This window comes from Variovorax sp. (genome assembly GCF_965279555.1).
Taxonomy (GTDB): Bacteria; Pseudomonadota; Gammaproteobacteria; order Burkholderiales; family Burkholderiaceae_C; genus Variovorax.
Genome location: NZ_OZ257247.1, coordinates 1,098,677 through 1,114,680, shown reverse-complemented (window position 1 = coordinate 1,114,680; position 16,004 = coordinate 1,098,677). Strand labels below are relative to the sequence as shown.

The following is a 16,004-nucleotide window of genomic DNA, read 5'->3' as shown; positions in this document are numbered from 1 at the left end:
AGGGAGGGAAAGGAAGGGAATCAGCCGCGGCGGCGGATCAGCTGCACGCCCGGAAGCGGGCGCTGTTCGGCCGTCGGCGTGCCGTGCAGCGCCTCGCGCAGGTTGCGCCGCGCGATGCGGCTGTGTTCGCGCATCAGCGACTCGGCGCGCGAGCCTTCGCCGGACTCGATGGCGTCGAGCACCTGGATGTGCTGGTCCTGCGCGATCACGAGCATGTCGCGCGCGGCGGGCGAATTGGCCTGCACGATGACGAAGCCCGAGGGCGACGCAAAAGGCAGGTTGACCACCCGCTCCAGTTGCTGCGCGATGACCGGGCTGCCCGCCATTTCGCACAGCAGCGCATGGAAGCGTTCGTTGTGCGTCACGTAGCGCGAGAAAGCCGCGTCGTCGAGCGCGGGCTCGCGCAGCAGTTCGTCGATGCGCGTGAGGCAGGCGCGTGCCTCGCGCAGCACCACCGGCGCGGCGCCGCGCTCGGCCGCGAGGCGGGCCACCAGGCCTTCGAGCGTGCCGCGCAGTTCGATGGCATCGGCCACGTCGCGCTCGGAAAAGGTACGCACCGCGTAGCCGCCGTTGGGCAGCGCTTCGAGCAGGCCTTCCTGCTCGAGCCGCATCAGCGCGGTGCGCACCGGGGTGCGCGACACGCCGAGCTGCTCGGAGATGGCCACTTCGGCAATGCGCGCGCCGCCGGGCAGCTCGCCCGCGAGGATCATTTCGCGCAGCCGCAGCTGTGCCTTCACGGCCTGCGAGCTGCCGCTGTCGCCGGGCTGCTGTTCCGCGGCGGAGGAAACCACGGCGGCCCTCATGCGGCCTGCTTCTGGCCCGGCTGCTCGGCGGGACGGATCGGAATGGCGGTGCGTGCGGGCTTTTCCTTCTCGATCATGCGGTCGATGAGCTTGCGCGCCCACATCGAACCGGCGTCGATGTTGAGGTTGTAGAACTTGTGGTCGGGGTGCTCGTCCATGGCCTTCTGCTGCGCCTCGAGCACCAGCTCGTCTTCGCGGAAGATGCCGGCAACGCCCTCGCGCAGCTCGTGCGTGAGGCGCTGCTCGCCCAGGCAGTAGTTGCGCGAGAAGGCCCAGAAGTACAGGCAGGTCTTGTCGGTCTCGGGCGTGATGGTGTTGAGCACGTAGCCGTTGACGCCCTTGCTGCGGTCGCCCGCATCGCCGTTCTTCGGCACCGCGCCGCTGCCGGCCTCGGCCACGCCGACGTCGATGTTCACCGTGCACGGGCCTTCGAAACGGATGATCTGCCAGCGGTCGACCTTGCCGGTGTAGCCGCGCGCATGGCGGATCTGGCCGCCCCAGAACGGCGGCGGATCGATGTTCTCCATCCAGCGCGTGACGGTGGCAGAGCGGTCGCCGTGCGTGGCGACGAAGGGCGCCTCGGCCACTTCGCGGTTGCCGATGGACGAGCCGTGCACGAAGGTCTCGTGCGTCAGGTCCATGAGGTTGTCGACCACCAGGCGGTAGTCGCAGTTGACGCGGATCATCTTGCCGTCGCCGGCCCAGGCGGGGTCGTCGTTCCAGTGCATGTCGGGCACCAGCGCCGGGTCGGCCTTGGCCGGGTCGCCGGGCCAGATCCACACGAAGCGGTGCTTCTCGACCACCGGAAAGCTGCGCACGCAGGCCGACGGGTTGAGGGTTTCCTGGCTCGGCATGTGGGTGCAGCGGCCCTGGCTGTTGTAGACGAGGCCGTGGTAGCCGCACACCAGCTCGTCGCCTTCGAGGCGGCCCAGCGACAGCGGCATCAGCCGGTGCCAGCAGGCATCTTCGAGCACGGCGACTTCGCCGTCGGTGCGTCGGAACAGCACCACTTTCTGGTTGCAGATGGTGCGTGGCAGCAGCGCATGGCGCACTTCGACGTCATAGGCGGCGGCATACCAGGCGTTCAGCGGAAAGGCGGTCGTGGGCGTTTTCATGAATACCCAATGTATACAGAAACACGAAAATTTCCAGCCATTTCGGGCATTTATAGGGAAAACACTGAGATTTCTGTATACAGCCATCCCCATTTCGATGGCGATACGATGTCCGGCCAGTTCCCCCTCATCAAGACGGAGTCATCCATGTCACAGCACGCCGCCCTGCCCGCCCGCTACGACCACGTGGGCAGTTTCCTGCGCCCCAAATACCTGCTCGAAGCGCGCGAGCAAAAGGCCAAGGGCGAGATCACGCCCGAACAGCTTCGCCTGGTCGAAGACAAGGCGATCACCGAGATCGTCAAGTTCCAGGAAGACATCGGCCTGAAGAGCATCACCGACGGCGAATTCCGCCGCACCTATTTCCACATCGACTTCCTCGACCAGCTCGGCGGCGTGAAGACCGACATTCCGGTCACCATCCGCAAGCCCGACGGCACCGAAGAACTCGCACCGCCCGCGATGCGCGTGATCGACAAGGTCCGCCACGTGAAGGACATCCAGCTCGCCGACTTCCAGTACCTCAAGAGCCAGGTGGCCGCGGGCAACACGCCCAAGGTGACGATCCCCTCGCCCACCATGCTGCACTTCCGCGGCGGCCGCGCCGGCATCAGCAAGGACGCCTACCCCGAGCTCGACCCGGCGTTCTACGACGACGTGGCCAAGGCCTATGGCGACGAGCTTCGCTCGCTGGCCGCCGCCGGCTGCAACTACGTGCAGATGGACGACACCAACCTCGCCTACCTGTGCGACGAGCACATGCGCGAAGCCGCCCGCAAGCGCGGCGACGACCCGAACGAACTGCCGCACCGCTACGCCGCCTTCATCAACAAGGTGGTCGCGCAGAAGCCGCCGGGCATGCTGCTGGCCATGCACCTGTGCCGCGGCAACTTCAAGAGCACGCACGCCGCCGCCGGCAACTACGAGCCCGTGGCCGAGGCACTGCTCAAGGAGATGGACCTCGACGCCTACTTCATGGAGTACGACGACGCGCGCTCGGGCGACTTCAAGCCGCTGCGCTACCTGCCCAAGGGCAAGACCGTGGTGCTCGGCCTGGTGACCACCAAGTTCGGCCAGATGGAAGACAAGGACGAGCTCAAGCGCCGCATCGACGAGGCCGCCAAGTACGCCTCGCTCGACCAGCTCGCGCTTTCGCCGCAGTGCGGCTTCTCCAGCACCGTGCACGGCAACAACATCGCGGTGGAAGCGCAGCGCAACAAGCTGCGCCTGGTGGTCGAGACCGCGCAGGAGGTCTGGGGCTCGACCTGACCCGCAGATTCTGTTGAAGTCGGGGGCCATGACGACTCACATCTACTCCGGCCCCCTCAGCATGTTCGGCGCCAAGGTCGAGATAGCGGCGCGCGAAAAAGGCGTTGCCTTCGAACTGGTCATGGTGCCGTTCATCGAAGGCGACGCCTACGAGCCCAAGCACCCTGAAGTGCTGCACGTGAACCCGGTCAAGCAGCAGGTGCCGGTGCTGGTCGACGAGATCGACGGCGGGGTCTCGCTGTTCGACTCGACCCAGATCTTCGAGTACCTCGAAGACCGCTACCCGGCCCCCGCGCTGTGGCCGAGCGGCATTGCAGACCGCGCCCGCGCGCGGCAGCTCGAGCAGAAGTCCGACGAGGTCTTCTTCCCCAACGTCATCAAGCTCTTCGGCCTGCAGGAAGCGATGCAGAGCGCTCCCGCCGTCGCGGCCTGCGCCGCCTGCGCGCGTTACTACGACGAAATGGAAGGCCTGCTCGCCGCGCGCGACTACCTCGCGGGCCCCTACGGCTTCGCGGACATCGCCTTCTACATGGCCTGCGTGTTCGCCGACCGCAAGGGCGCCGGCATGACCGACGCCACGCCGCGCCTGCTGGCATGGCGCACCCGCGTGGGCGAACGGCCGGCCGTGCGCGCGGTGGTCGACCCGATGATGCAGTTCCTTGCCTCGCAAGGGCGCGGCGTGCCGGCCTTCCTGCAACGCTGATTCCGCGCTGACGCATCATTGCGCCATGCCGCACAACACCCGTTTCGACTGGCTGCCCTCTCCGTCGCAGCACTTTCTCGTCGTGACCTTCGCGCTGCTGGTCTATGTGCTGACCACCCGCGCGCGCCGCGAGCAGCGCGCCCCCACCACGGCCATCGCCTGGGTCATGGGGCTGGTGCTGATGCCCTATTTCATCCTTCCGATGTACCTGCTGTTCGGCCAGCGCAAGCTGCGCCCCGCCGGCTCGCCACGGCCGCCGCGCTCGGTGCCGCCGGGCCACTGGGCGGCCGACCTGATCGAGAGCTTCGGCCTCGCGCCGCCGGGCCGCTCGGCCGTTCGCATGCATGCCGACGGCGAGGCCGCGCGCGAGGCGCTGTGGCAGGTGATCGACGGCGCACAGGAGCGCATCGACGTGTGCACTTTCATCATCGGCGACGACGCGCTGGGCCATTCGGTGATCGACCGGCTCGCGAAGCGGGCGCGCGAAGGCATCAAGGTGCGAGTGCTGCTCGACGGCTTCGGCGCGCTGTCGCTGCCGCGCCATCACTTCGACCGGCTGCGCGCGGCAGGCGGCGAGGTGGCGGTGTTCCGCCCCTTCTTCAGCCTGCGCCGCATCGGCCCGCGCAACCTGCGCAACCACCGCAAGTTCACCATCGCCGACGACGGCTGGCTTTGGTCGGGCGGGCGCAACCTCGCGGGCGAGTACTTCACCGGCAACCAAAAGCACCCCCAGGCCTGGCGCGACCTGTCGTTCGACCTGCGCGGCAGCGTGGCTGCCGCGGCGGCGCGCCAGTTCGACCACGACTGGAATTCGGTGCGCCCGCGCAAGGCCCGCGCGATCACGGCCGACGACGTGCCCGAAGGCCCCGGCACCGCAATGGCCCAGTTCCTGCCGAGCGGCCCCGACCAGACCGAGGACACCGCGCACGCGCTGCTGATCGACGCCTGCTTCCGTGCCGAGCATCGCGTGCTGGCGATCACGCCCTACTTCGTGCCCGGCGACGGCCTGCGCGACGCGCTGCGGCTGGCCGCCCGGCGCGGCGTGCAAGTGACCATCGCGATGCCCGCGCAGTCGAACCATCGCCTGGCCGACTTCGTGCGCGCCCGCGCCATGCGCGACCTTGCCCGCGCGGGTGTGAACTTTCGAATGCTGCCTTTCATGGTGCACGCCAAGGCTGTGGTGCTCGATGAAGAACTGGCGATGTGCGGCTCCATCAACCTCGACCTGCGAAGCCTGCTGCTGAACCACGAGGCGGCGGTGGTGTTCTACGGCGCCGAGGAAATCGATTGGCTGGCCGAATGGATCGAGACCACCGCCTCGGCTGGCGAGCCCTACCGCGCGCGACGCCCCGGACTCATGCGCGACCTGGCCGAGGGGCTGCTGCTCACGGTAGCCTTCCAGCTGTAATCTTGGGTGCATAAATGCAACAAAAATGCAACAAGCAGAACATGCACACTAAAATTCCCACCGGTTTCGGTAGTTGACAGGCGCGCCTGACCCCTGATTTACCAGTCATCGGTCGGGCTCGAACGGATTCCCGCAACCCTCCGCCTTGCGGGGAAGTCCGCCCAGGCTGCCACCGCACGGCAGCCCGAAGCGCCGTCCGTTCGAGTCCAGTGCCCCGGCCATCCGGGGAAATCCGATGCGAGCCTTCTTCTCGCCGCGCGCACTTGCGAATCTCGCGAAACTGGTTCTTGCGCTACCAGTTCTCATCGCACTGTCCGGAATGCCGCCCGCTTTCGCCGCCATGGACGAAGTCGGCCGCGCCTCCCCCAGCATTCACCGCCTGAAGTTCTTCGTCGACCCCGAGCTGGCCGCCGACATCGGCCCCGCCGAGGCAGGCCGCCGGCTCGCCCAGTACGTGGCCGACGTCAACACCGTCTTCACCCGCGAGACCGTGCGCAGCTTCGTCTTCGATCCCGCCACCGACCTGCAGCTGGTGGCGCCCACCGCCGCGCCGGCCTGCAGCTACAACGGCCTCGTGAACGGCGAGGTGGTGGTCTGCGTGTCGAAGTCGACCCGGGGCTACAGCCACGGCGGCCTGTCGACCAGCTGGACCTTTCCGCAGAAGGGCGTGACCTGGAACCTGAACTGGATCGCCATCCATGACCCGCTGCGCCTGTCGCGCGCCATTACGCCGGCGGCGCCAGAGTCCACCGAGAAGGACTACCTCGGCCGCCAGCTCAAGACCCTGCTGCACGAGCTGGAGCACGTGTTCGGCGCCGGCGCGGGCGAGTACTACAACGGCATCGCCGTGGCCGACACCACAGGCGTCGCACCCGTCACCGACCTCGCCCTGTCGAACGACAACGACCGCTATTGGTGGACCCGCCAGAACTGGCGGCTCGACCCGCTGCTGGGCACGGTGTTCGAGCAGCGCCGCGACCCCGCCGCCAACCGAGTCGCGACGCTGGACATGATCCGCTTCACCGCCGGCACCAAGGCCAACATCGACACCGACTGGAGCGACTGGCCCAAGCTCGGCAGCTCGAAGTTCATGGCCGCCACCACCGCCACGCAGGTGCGCGTGACCGACCGCGACAGCGGCGCCGCGCTGCCCGGCGCGCAGGTGTCGGTGTGGCGAGACCCCGGGGGCGGCAAGCCGCTGGTCATGCTGGTGACCGGCGTGGCCGATGCGTCGGGCCGCTTCACGTTCGACTGGAACTGCGGCTTCAGCTGCTTCGCCGTCGGCAAGACGACGCTGCTGGCCAAGGCACGCGCCGCCAACCGCGCGCCCGGCGCAGGCTGGTTCACCATCTTCGACGCCTTCGAACAGAAGGCCGTGCAGGGGCAGTCGATGTTCACCATCGACCTGGCGCTCGGCAGCGCCGACGCAACGCCGCCCATCGTGTCGCTCGCCGCCCCCTCCATGGCCACGGTGGGGCAGCTCACGGTCATTGCCCCGGCAGTGGTGGACAACGCGGGCGTATGGGGCGTCAAGGTGCTGGGCCGGGACAGCATTCCGATCTGCACCTTCACCGCCCCGCCCTACACCTGCAGCTGGACGCCGACCTCGCCCGGCGTGCAGACGATCCGCGTGGTCGCAATCGACGCGGCAGGCAACTCCGCGGTTGCCTCGGCCAACGTGATCGTCAATCCGCCTTCGGACAGCGTGCCGCCGGCCGTCTCGCTGTCGGTTCCGCCGGGCATCGCGGCCGGCATGGCGACGCGGCTTGCCGCCACCGCATCCGACAACGTGGCCGTGGCCGAGCTGAAGTTCATCGTCGACGGCAGGACCGCGTGCACGCTGCGCGCCGCGCCCTACGTATGCGCCTGGACGCCGAAGAGGCCGGGCGCCGCGAACGTCGAGGTGCGCGCGGCCGACGCGGCGGGCAACGTTGCCTCCGCCTCCGCGAACGTGCGCGTCGAAGGACTGCGGGCCGAAGACCTGTAGCGGCGGGCCGCCGCTTCAGGGCCTGTTCGTGAAGCTCGCGTTGCCCAGCCCCGTGCCGATGGTGAGCACGCCCCACTGCTTCACGTCGCGCATGAAGGGCAGTTCACTCAGGCCCTGCACCACCGCGTCGTTGTGCATCAGCACCAGCATCGGGTCGGCGCCCAGCGTCAGCATGCGGCGCCATACGGCCGTCGGCAGGTGGAAGGCGTGGCTTTCCCAGTCGCCAGGCAGGTTCTGCGCGCCGCGCGCGATGGAGCCGTCGGAGCGGATCAGCCCCGGGCAGCCGATGCCGATGAAAGGCGCGAGCCGGATCTTCTTGCGCTCGCTGTAGCGCACCATGTCCATCAGCATGTCGGCAATGTGCTCGACCATGTTGCTGCGGTTGGGCCCTTCGTCGGCATGGCGCCATTTCTCGCGCCGCACCACCTCCGCGCGGGAGAAGTCGGGCGCCTTGCGGTAGCGCGTCTTCACGATGCCGCAGCGCACGTTGGTGCCACCGATGTCGACCGCCAGGATGGCTTCGTACTTGCGCAGCAGCGCGGGCGGCGCCAGGTGCACCCAGCCGATCAGGCCGCCGTCGTCCACGTTGTGCGAGAGGCGGCCCAGTTGCACGTGCAGGCCCATCTCTTCCAGGATGGCGCCCGTCTGCAGCACCGCGCGCTCGCCGACATCGCTCTCCGGAAAGCCGCCGCCGATGACGATGCGCTCGACCTTCTGCCATGAGGGCTGGCGCAGGAAACGCTGGATGACGGAGGCGAGTTCCTCGGTGAACTCCTCGATCACGCCGTGCATCACGTCGCCGGCCTCCGAGGCTTTCTTTGCGCTCAGCACGCGGTCCAGCGCTTTCTTGCTCAGGTCGCGCGAGTGCAGTTCGCCGAGCGGGTCCTTGCCGTTCTTGCGGCGGCGCTTGCGCCAGCGCTCGAGCAATTCCCTGAAGGCCGTCTGGCTCGCCTGGTCGCCGACGAAGCCGTCCTTGTCGCGCAACTGGAGGCTGTAGCCTTCGACGTGCACGCCGGGGAGTTCGCGCAGGCCGTGCACATCGGCGGCGGGCAAAGGGTCGGACTTGGGAGTTTCGGGCTTCGGGGGTTTGGACTTCATGGCTTGCATGGTGCGCGCGCGGCAGCCTGCGGCCCATCGGTTGCGCGCACGACGGCGTGTAGGAGATTGGCGGGTACGCCAAGCCGGCCGATGTCTATAAACTGGCCGCGATGCATCTGCCCCGTTGCCTCCGCCGCCTTGCCCTGCTCCTGACGCTCGCCTGGCTGGGCCTGGCGCATGTCGCGAATGTCGCGCATGCGGCGGACGACACGCTGCGCGTCGGGTCCAAGCGCTTCACCGAGTCGTACATCCTCGCCGAATTGCTGGCGCAGACCGCCGCGCCGCATACCGCGTCGCCGCCCGTCGTGCGGCAGGGCCTGGGCAACACGGCCATCGTGTACGAGGCGCTGCGCTCGGGCGCGATCGACCTGTATGCCGAATACACCGGCACCATCGCGCAGGAAATCCTCAAGGGCTCGCCGGCGGACACGCGTGAGGCCATGAACGCCGCGCTCGCGCCGATGGGCCTGGGCATTGCGATTCCGCTGGGTTTCAACGACGGCTATGCGCTCGCGGTGCGCGCGGCCGATGCCGACCGGCTGGGCCTGCGCACGCTGAGCGACCTGGCGAAGCACCCCGAACTCAAGCTCGGCCTGTCCAACGAATTCATCGGCCGCGCCGACGGCTGGAAGGGCCTGGCAGAGCGCTACGGCTTCAAGCAGACACCCTCGGGGCTCGACCACGGGTTGGCATACGACGCGGTGGCCGCCAGGCAGATCGACGCGATCGACATCTACACCACCGACGCGAAGATCGACCACCTGGGCCTGCGCGTGCTGGAGGACGACAAGAAGTACTTTCCGCGCTACGACGCGGTGGTGCTCTACAAGCTCGATTTGCCGACGCGGCTGCCCGAGGCATGGGCCGCGCTCAAGACACTCGAAGGCCGCGTGGACGAGCACGCGATGATCGCGATGAATGCCCGCGCCGAACTGCAGAGCGTGCCTTTCGACGTGATTGCGCGCGACTTTCTCGCGAGCGCCGGCAAGGAAGCGAAGGCGGGGCAGCAGCAGCCGAAGGAAGAGCGCCGCGGCTTCGCGGCCAAGCTGTTCGGCCCCGACCTGTGGAAGCTGGCGCGGCAGCATCTGTTCCTGGTGGCGCTGTCGGTGGGCGTCGCGATTCTCATCGGCGTGCCGATCGCGATACTGGTGTTCCCGCATGTGCGGCTGCGCGCGGTGGTGCTGGGCTTCGCGAGCCTGTTGCAGACGGTGCCTTCGCTGGCGTTGCTGGCGGTGCTGATTTCGATGCTCGGCGCCATCGGCGCGTTTCCGGCGCTGATCGCGCTCACGCTTTATTCGCTGCTGCCGATCATGCGCAACACGGTGACGGGCTTGGCCGAGGTGCCCAACGGTCTGCGGCTGGCCGGCACGGCGCTGGGCATGACGCCGCCGCAGAGCCTTCAACTGGTGCTGTTGCCGCTGGCGCTGCCCACGCTGCTCGCGGGCGTGCGCACCGCCACGGCGATCGCCATCGGAACGGCCACCATTGCGGCTTTCATTGGTGCCGGCGGGTTCGGCGAGCGCATCGTGACGGGGTTGGCGCTCAATGACCGTGAGCTGCTGTTGGCGGGCGCTTTGCCGGCGGCTGCGTTGGCGCTGTTGAGCGAGGGGCTCTTTGAACTCGTGGAGTACCTGATGAGGCGTCGGCGGCAGGCGCCGGCGTCTTCTTTGCCGGTCTGAGTTTTTTTCGGGGTGAGTGCACAGGGCGCCGCTCTTGTGCTGGCCGATCAACAAGCGCTCTGAACGATCACGACGGTGGGGTGCCTTGCGCAGCGAAATAAAGCGGGAGGCCGCAGGCCGGCGGACATTCGCGGAGCAAGGTACGCCGTCGGCGTGAGCGCGCCCTGAATGCCCCCGACAACGGGAGCAGCCCAAAAGATCAGGCCAGGGTATAGGCTGTCTTCACCGTGGTGAAGAACTCCTGCGCATAACGCCCCTGCTCGCGCGGCCCGTAGCTCGAACCCTTGCGGCCGCCGAAAGGCACGTGGTAGTCCACGCCCGCCGTCGGCAGGTTGACCATCACCATGCCGGCCTGGCTGTGGCGCTTGAAGTGCGTCGCGTACTTCAGCGAAGTGGTGGCGATGCCGGCCGACAGGCCGAACTCGGTGTCGTTGGCGGTGGCCAGCGCTTCCTCGTAGTTCTTCACTCGAATCACGCTTGCGACCGGGCCGAAGATCTCTTCCTTGTTGATGCGCATGCTCGCGGCCGATTCACTGAAGAGTGCCGGTGACATGTAGTAGCCATCGGTCTCCAGCTTCAGCAGCTCGCCGCCGGCCGCCAGCGTGGCGCCCTCGCCCTTGCCGATGGCGACGTATTCCATGTCCTGGTCGAGCTGCGACTTCGACGAGACCGGGCCCACGTCGGTGCCCTGCGCGAGCGCGTCGCCCACCTTGATCTTCGCCATGCGTTCCTTCATGGCGGCGATGAACTTCGGATAGATGCCCTCGGTCACGATGAGGCGGCTCGACGCGGTGCAGCGCTGGCCGGTCGAATAGAACGCGCTCTGCACGCTCAGCTCCACCGCCTGTGCGAGGTCGGCGTCGTCCAGGATCACCTGCGGATTCTTGCCGCCCATTTCGAGCTGCACCTTCTTGTGGTTGGTGACGCACTGGATCGCGATGTTGCGGCCCACGCCAACCGAGCCGGTGAAGCTGATCGCATGGATGCCCGGATGATTGACCAGCGCATTGCCGATCACGCTGCCGCGGCCCATCACCAGGTTAAACACGCCGGCCGGAATGCCCGAGCGGCTGATGATCTCGCTCAGCGCCCAGGCACTGCCCGGCACCAGGTCGGCGGGCTTGAGCACCACGCAGTTGCCGAAAGCCAGCGCAGGCGCGATCTTCCAGGCCGGAATGGCAATGGGAAAGTTCCACGGCGTGATGAGGCCCACCACGCCGACCGGCTCGCGCGTGATTTCCACGCCGATGTTGGGGCGCACCGACGGCAGCACCTCGCCCGACAGCCGCAGGCATTCGCCGGCGAAGAACTTGAAGATCTGGCCAGCGCGCGTGGCCTCGCCGATGCCTTCGGCCTTGGTCTTGCCTTCTTCGCGTGCGAGCAGCGTGCCCAGCTCTTCCTTGCGCGCGAGGATCTCGTTGCCGATCTTGTCGAGCGCATCCGAGCGGGCCTGGATGCTGCCCGTAGCCCATGCCGGAAAGGCTGCAGTAGCCGCCGCGACGGCAGCGTCTACGTGGGCGGCATCGCCCTGCGTGTACTGGCCGAGCACGTCGGACAGGTTGCTGGGGTTGACGTTGGGGCTGTAGCTCGCGCCGGCACGCCATTCGCCGGCGATGAGGTTGTCGAAGTTTTGCATTGCGTCGGTTCCTTCAGCGCACCATGCAGGGGCGCTTGTTGTCGAAAGTCCAGTTGGGAATCAAGTATTGCATCGCCTGCGCATCGTTGCGAGCGCCAAGGCCGTGTTTCAGGTACAGCTGGTGCGCCTTCTCGACTTCGTCCATGTCCAGCTCCACGCCCAGGCCCCCGCGCGTCGGCACCTTCACGAAGCCGCCTTCTATCTGCAGCGGCGCCTTGGTCAGGCGCTGGCCGTCCTGCCAGATCCAGTGCGTGTCGATGGCCGTGACCTTGCCCGGCGCGGCGGCCGCCACGTGCGTGAACATTGCGAGCGACACGTCGAAGTGGTTGTTGGAGTGCGAGCCCCAGGTCAGGCCCCATGCCTGGCACAGCTGTGCCACGCGCACCGAGCCCTGCATGGTCCAGAAGTGCGGATCGGCAAGCGGAATGTCGACCGACTGCAGCGAGAGGCTGTGCACCATCTCGCGCCAGTCGGTGGCCACCATGTTGGTGGCGGTCGGCAGGCCGGTGGCGCGGCGGAACTCGGCCATCACCTCGCGCCCGGAGAACACGCCTTCGGCACCGCACGGGTCCTCGGCATAAGCCATCACGCCGTGCAGGTCGCGGCACAGGCGGATGGCGTCCTGCAGCAGCCAGCCGCCGTTCGGGTCGAGCGTGACGCGCGCTTGCGGAAAGCGCTCGTGCAGCGCGCGGATGGCCTCGACTTCTTCCTCGCCGCGCAGCACGCCGCCCTTGAGCTTGAAGTCGGTGAAGCCGTAGCGCGCATGCGTGGCCTCGGCCAGGCGCACGATGGCCTCTGGCGTCATGGCTTCTTCGTGGCGCAGGCGGAACCAGTCGTTGTCGGCGTTCGGGTCGCTGTCATAGGGAAGATCGGTCTTCTTGCGGTCGCCCACGTAGAAGAGGTAGCCGAGCATCTGCACCGCGTCGCGCTGCTGGCCTTCGCCGAGCAGGGCCGCCACTGGCACTTCGAGGAACTGGCCGAGCAGGTCGAGCAATGCGGCTTCCACGGCCGTTACTGCGTGGATGGTCACGCGCAGGTCGAAGGTCTGCAGGCCGCGGCCGCCGCTGTCGCGGCCGGCAAAAGCGCTGCGCATGCTGTTGAGCACCGCGTTTTGATTGCCGATGCGCTGGCCGACGATGAGGCCGCGCGCGTCTTCCAGCGTCTGGCGGATCTTCTCGCCGCCGGGTACTTCGCCAACGCCGGTGCGCCCGGCGCTGTCGGTCAGGATCAGCAGGTTGCGCGTGAAGAACGGGCCGTGCGCGCCGCTGAGGTTCATCAGCATGCTGTCGTGGCCCGCGACGGGCACGACGCGCATCGCGGTGACGGTGGGCGTGCTCATGGCCCGGCTCACTGCGGGCCGAGCGCGTCGATCAGCGCCTTGAGCTGCTCGACCTCGGCCGGCTTCAGGTCGGTGAGCGGCGCGCGCACGGGGCCGGCGTCGTGGCCGACGATCTTTGCGCCGGCCTTCACGATGCTCACCGCGTAGCCCGGCACGCGGTTGCGCAGCTCGAGGTAGGGCATGAAGAAGTTCTTCAGCAGGCGGTGCTGCGTGGGCAGGTCGTCGGCGGCCACGGCCTTGTAGAAGTCCATGGCGGTCTTCGGAATGAAGTTGAAGACGGCCGACGAATACACCGGCGTGCCCATCGCCTTGTAGGCGGCGGCATAGACCTCGGCCGTGGGCAGGCCGCCCAGGTAGGCGAAGCGGTCGCCCATCTTCTGGTAGATGGCGACCATGGCCTCGATGTCGCCGATGCCGTCCTTGAAGCCCACGAGGTTGGGGTTGCGCTCGGCCAGGCCGGCCAGGGTGTCGGGCTTGAGGCGGCTGGTGGCGCGGTTGTAGACGATCACGCCGAACTTCACGCTCTTGCACACGGCTTCGACGTGCGCGGCCAGGCCTTCCTGGCCGGCTTCGGTGAGGTAGTGCGGCAGCAGCAGGATGCCGTGCGCGCCGGCCTTCTCGGCAGCCTGCGCGCACTGGATGGCGAAGCGCGTGGGGCCGCCGGCACCGGCAATGATCGGCACCACGCCGCGGCAGGTGTCCACCGCCGTCTTGATGATGCCCGGGTACTCTTCGCCGGTGAGCGAGAAGAACTCGCCCGTGCCGCCGGCCGCGAACAGCGCGCTGGCGCCGTAGGGAGCGAGCCATTCGAGACGCTTCTCGTAGCTGCTCTTGTTGAAGTCTCCGTTCGCGTCGAAGTCGGTCAACGGGAACGAAAGCAGGCCGGAGCCCATGATGGTCTTGAGTTCTTGGGGGTTCATGGGGAAGAGTCCAGTAAAGATTTGAATGAGAAGAAAAATGGGGTGCGAAGCGGCAAGTCAGTCGAGCCTGACGTTCGCTTCCTTGACGACCTGCGCCCAGCGCGCGCGCTCCTTGGCGAAGAACTGGTCCTGCTCCGGCGCGGCCATGGTCACGACTTCGGCGCCCTGGCCGGCGAGCCGGGCGCGGATGTCGGGCGTGCGGATGATGCGCACCAGCTCGCGGTTGAGCCGCGCGATCACCGCGTCGGGCACGCCGCGTCCCGCGACCACGCCCTGCCAGGTACCCGACTCGTAGCCGGGGGCGCCCTGCTCCGCGATGGTCGGCACATTGCCGATCAGCGGCATGCGCGTGGCCTTGGACACCGCAATGAGCTTGAGCTTGCCGGCCTGCACCTGCGGGTAGGTGGCGAGCATGCCGTTCATCAGCACCTGCGTCTGGCCGGCGACGGTGTCGAGCACCGCCTGCACGCCGCCCTTGTAGGGCACGTATTCCCACTTGGCGCCGACCTTGCGCTGCAGCTCGATGCCCGCCAGGTGCGCGGTGCTGCCGCTGGCGGTGACGGCGAAGTTGAGATCGCTTTTCTTCGAGAGCTCGACCAGCTCCTTCAAGGTGTTCGCCTGCACCGACGGATGCACCACCAGCAGGTGCGGCGAGTAGGCCAGCATGGCCACGCCGCGCAGGTCCTTCGACGGGTCGAACGGCAGCTTGGGGTACAGCGAGGGGCTGATGGCCAGCGCACCCAGGTCGCACAGCATGAGCGTGTAGCCGTCGCCCGGCGCCTTGGCCAGCAGGTCGGCGCCGAGGTTGCCGTTGGCGCCCGCCCGGTTGTCGACGATGACCGACTGCCCGAGCGCCTCGGACAGCGGCTGGCTGATGGCCCGCGCAATGATGTCGGACGAACCGCCCGGCGGATACGGAACGATGAGCTTGAGCGGCTTGGACGGCCAGTTGCCGCCGCTGCCCTGCGCAAGAACCCGCGCGGGCAGGCTGGCGGCCAGTGTCGTGGCAAGCGCGGCTCCTAGTGCGCCGCGTCGGTTGATGGTCATGCTGTCTCCTTTTGTTCGATGGCTGTCGTGGCCATGCCTGATACTCGAATCAAGTTATCAGTCATCGTACAACTAGAGAAACGAGTTGTCCAGCCAGGCAAACAAGAAAAACTCAGCTCGAAGTGGCGTTGTCGACCGAAGCAGCACCGCCAGCGGTTGCGGCATCGGCCTTTGCCTTCTGCTGCTGCGCGGCCTCTTGCGCCATGCGCAGGCGCTCGCGGCTGTTGGTCAGGTGGATGCGCATGGCCGCGCGGGCCGATTCGGGGTCGCGGCGCGCGATGGCCGCGTAGATTTCTTCGTGCTCGCGGTTCACGCGGCTCAGGTAAGGCGCCCCGCCCTCGTGCGTGCGGATCGCGCTGATGCGGGTGCGCGGAATGAGCGTGGTGCCCAGGTGCCTCATGATGTCCGCGAAGTAGGGATTGCCGGTCGATTCGGCGATCTGCAGGTGGAAGCGGAAGTCCGGCCCCACGGTGTCGCCCGCCACGACCACGTTGTGCTCGAAGTCGTCGAGCGCCTGGCGCATGGCGACCAGCTGCTCTTCTGTACGGCGACTGGCGGCGAGGCCGGCCGACTCGGTCTCCAGGCTGATGCGCAACTCGAGCACGGCCAGCACGTCGACCGAAGCGGCGATCTCTCCGGGGTCGAGGCGGAACACGCCGCCCGTGCGCGGCTGCAGCACGAAGGTGCCCACGCCGTGCAGCGTCTCTACCAGGCCGCCGGCCTGCAGCTTCGACAGCGCCTCGCGCACCACGGTGCGGCTCACGCCGTAGGCCTGCATGATGGCCGACTCGGTCGGCAGCTTGTCGCCGGGCCGCAGCGACTGGTTGCGGATCTTCTCGCCCAGGTCTTCCACCAGCCCGTGCGCGAGGCCGCGTGCGCGCTGGCGCGGACGCCCCACGAAAGCCGTTTCCGCCGGCGCTTCTGATATCGAGGGATTACCCGCAGTCGACTGAACCATGGTCACGATGATAATCCCCAAACTAGTTGTACGACAACAGAT

Annotated in this window: 13 protein-coding genes; 5 read left to right on the top strand and 8 right to left on the bottom strand. The window is 67.7% G+C overall.

Features of this window, described 5'->3' with window-relative positions; genetic code table 11:
- Positions 1-20: 20 nt before the first annotated feature.
- Both ACQY8B_RS05465 and ACQY8B_RS05460 read right to left on the bottom strand, forming a co-directional pair.
- A complete protein-coding gene (locus ACQY8B_RS05465; protein WP_422085761.1) occupies positions 21-803 on the bottom strand; it encodes a GntR family transcriptional regulator in 783 nt (260 codons plus the stop codon).
- Positions 800-1,918, bottom strand: a complete 1,119-nt coding sequence (locus ACQY8B_RS05460; protein WP_422085760.1) for a Rieske 2Fe-2S domain-containing protein — start codon at positions 1,916-1,918, stop codon at positions 800-802. The genes ACQY8B_RS05465 and ACQY8B_RS05460 overlap by 4 nt, the downstream gene beginning before the upstream one ends.
- A 147-nt stretch (positions 1,919-2,065) precedes the next feature.
- On the opposite strand from ACQY8B_RS05460, the gene ACQY8B_RS05455 reads away from it, so the two are divergent.
- From ACQY8B_RS05455 to ACQY8B_RS05440, 4 genes are all read left to right on the top strand, one after another.
- A complete protein-coding gene (locus tag ACQY8B_RS05455; protein ID WP_422085759.1) occupies positions 2,066-3,187 on the top strand; it encodes a 5-methyltetrahydropteroyltriglutamate--homocysteine S-methyltransferase in 1,122 nt (373 codons plus the stop codon).
- Between the two features lie 28 nt (positions 3,188-3,215).
- Complete coding sequence (locus ACQY8B_RS05450) at positions 3,216-3,890, top strand: glutathione S-transferase family protein (protein WP_422085758.1); 675 nt, start codon at positions 3,216-3,218, stop codon at positions 3,888-3,890.
- A gap of 25 nt (positions 3,891-3,915) precedes the next feature.
- A complete protein-coding gene (locus ACQY8B_RS05445; protein ID WP_422085757.1) occupies positions 3,916-5,298 on the top strand; it encodes a phospholipase D-like domain-containing protein in 1,383 nt (460 codons plus the stop codon).
- A 340-nt stretch (positions 5,299-5,638) separates the two neighbouring features.
- On the top strand, positions 5,639-7,285 hold the full coding sequence (locus ACQY8B_RS05440) for an Ig-like domain-containing protein (RefSeq protein WP_422085756.1): 1,647 nt from the start codon (positions 5,639-5,641) through the stop codon (positions 7,283-7,285).
- Positions 7,286-7,300: 15 nt separating this feature from the next.
- Here ACQY8B_RS05440 and ACQY8B_RS05435 read toward each other — a convergent pair whose 3' ends face one another.
- On the bottom strand, positions 7,301-8,383 hold the full coding sequence (locus tag ACQY8B_RS05435; RefSeq protein WP_422085755.1) for an ROK family protein: 1,083 nt from the start codon (positions 8,381-8,383) through the stop codon (positions 7,301-7,303).
- Positions 8,384-8,493: 110 nt separating this feature from the next.
- Here ACQY8B_RS05435 and ACQY8B_RS05430 point away from each other — a divergent pair, with 110 nt between their 5' ends.
- Positions 8,494-10,062, top strand: a complete 1,569-nt coding sequence (locus ACQY8B_RS05430) for a glycine betaine ABC transporter substrate-binding protein (protein ID WP_422085754.1) — start codon at positions 8,494-8,496, stop codon at positions 10,060-10,062.
- Between the two features lie 199 nt (positions 10,063-10,261).
- Here the strand turns inward: ACQY8B_RS05430 and ACQY8B_RS05425 are convergent, their stop codons facing one another.
- From ACQY8B_RS05425 to ACQY8B_RS05405, 5 genes are all read right to left on the bottom strand, one after another.
- Positions 10,262-11,698, bottom strand: a complete 1,437-nt coding sequence (locus ACQY8B_RS05425) for an aldehyde dehydrogenase family protein (protein ID WP_422085753.1) — start codon at positions 11,696-11,698, stop codon at positions 10,262-10,264.
- Between the two features lie 13 nt (positions 11,699-11,711).
- Complete coding sequence (gene gudD, locus ACQY8B_RS05420) at positions 11,712-13,037, bottom strand: glucarate dehydratase (protein WP_422085752.1); 1,326 nt, start codon at positions 13,035-13,037, stop codon at positions 11,712-11,714.
- Between the two features lie 8 nt (positions 13,038-13,045).
- Complete coding sequence (gene kdgD, locus ACQY8B_RS05415; RefSeq protein ID WP_422085751.1) at positions 13,046-13,957, bottom strand: 5-dehydro-4-deoxyglucarate dehydratase; 912 nt, start codon at positions 13,955-13,957, stop codon at positions 13,046-13,048.
- 57 nt (positions 13,958-14,014) lie between these two features.
- On the bottom strand, positions 14,015-15,004 hold the full coding sequence (locus ACQY8B_RS05410) for a Bug family tripartite tricarboxylate transporter substrate binding protein (RefSeq protein WP_422085750.1): 990 nt from the start codon (positions 15,002-15,004) through the stop codon (positions 14,015-14,017).
- A gap of 112 nt (positions 15,005-15,116) precedes the next feature.
- Complete coding sequence (locus ACQY8B_RS05405; RefSeq protein WP_422085749.1) at positions 15,117-15,962, bottom strand: FadR/GntR family transcriptional regulator; 846 nt, start codon at positions 15,960-15,962, stop codon at positions 15,117-15,119.
- Positions 15,963-16,004 lie beyond the last annotated feature (42 nt).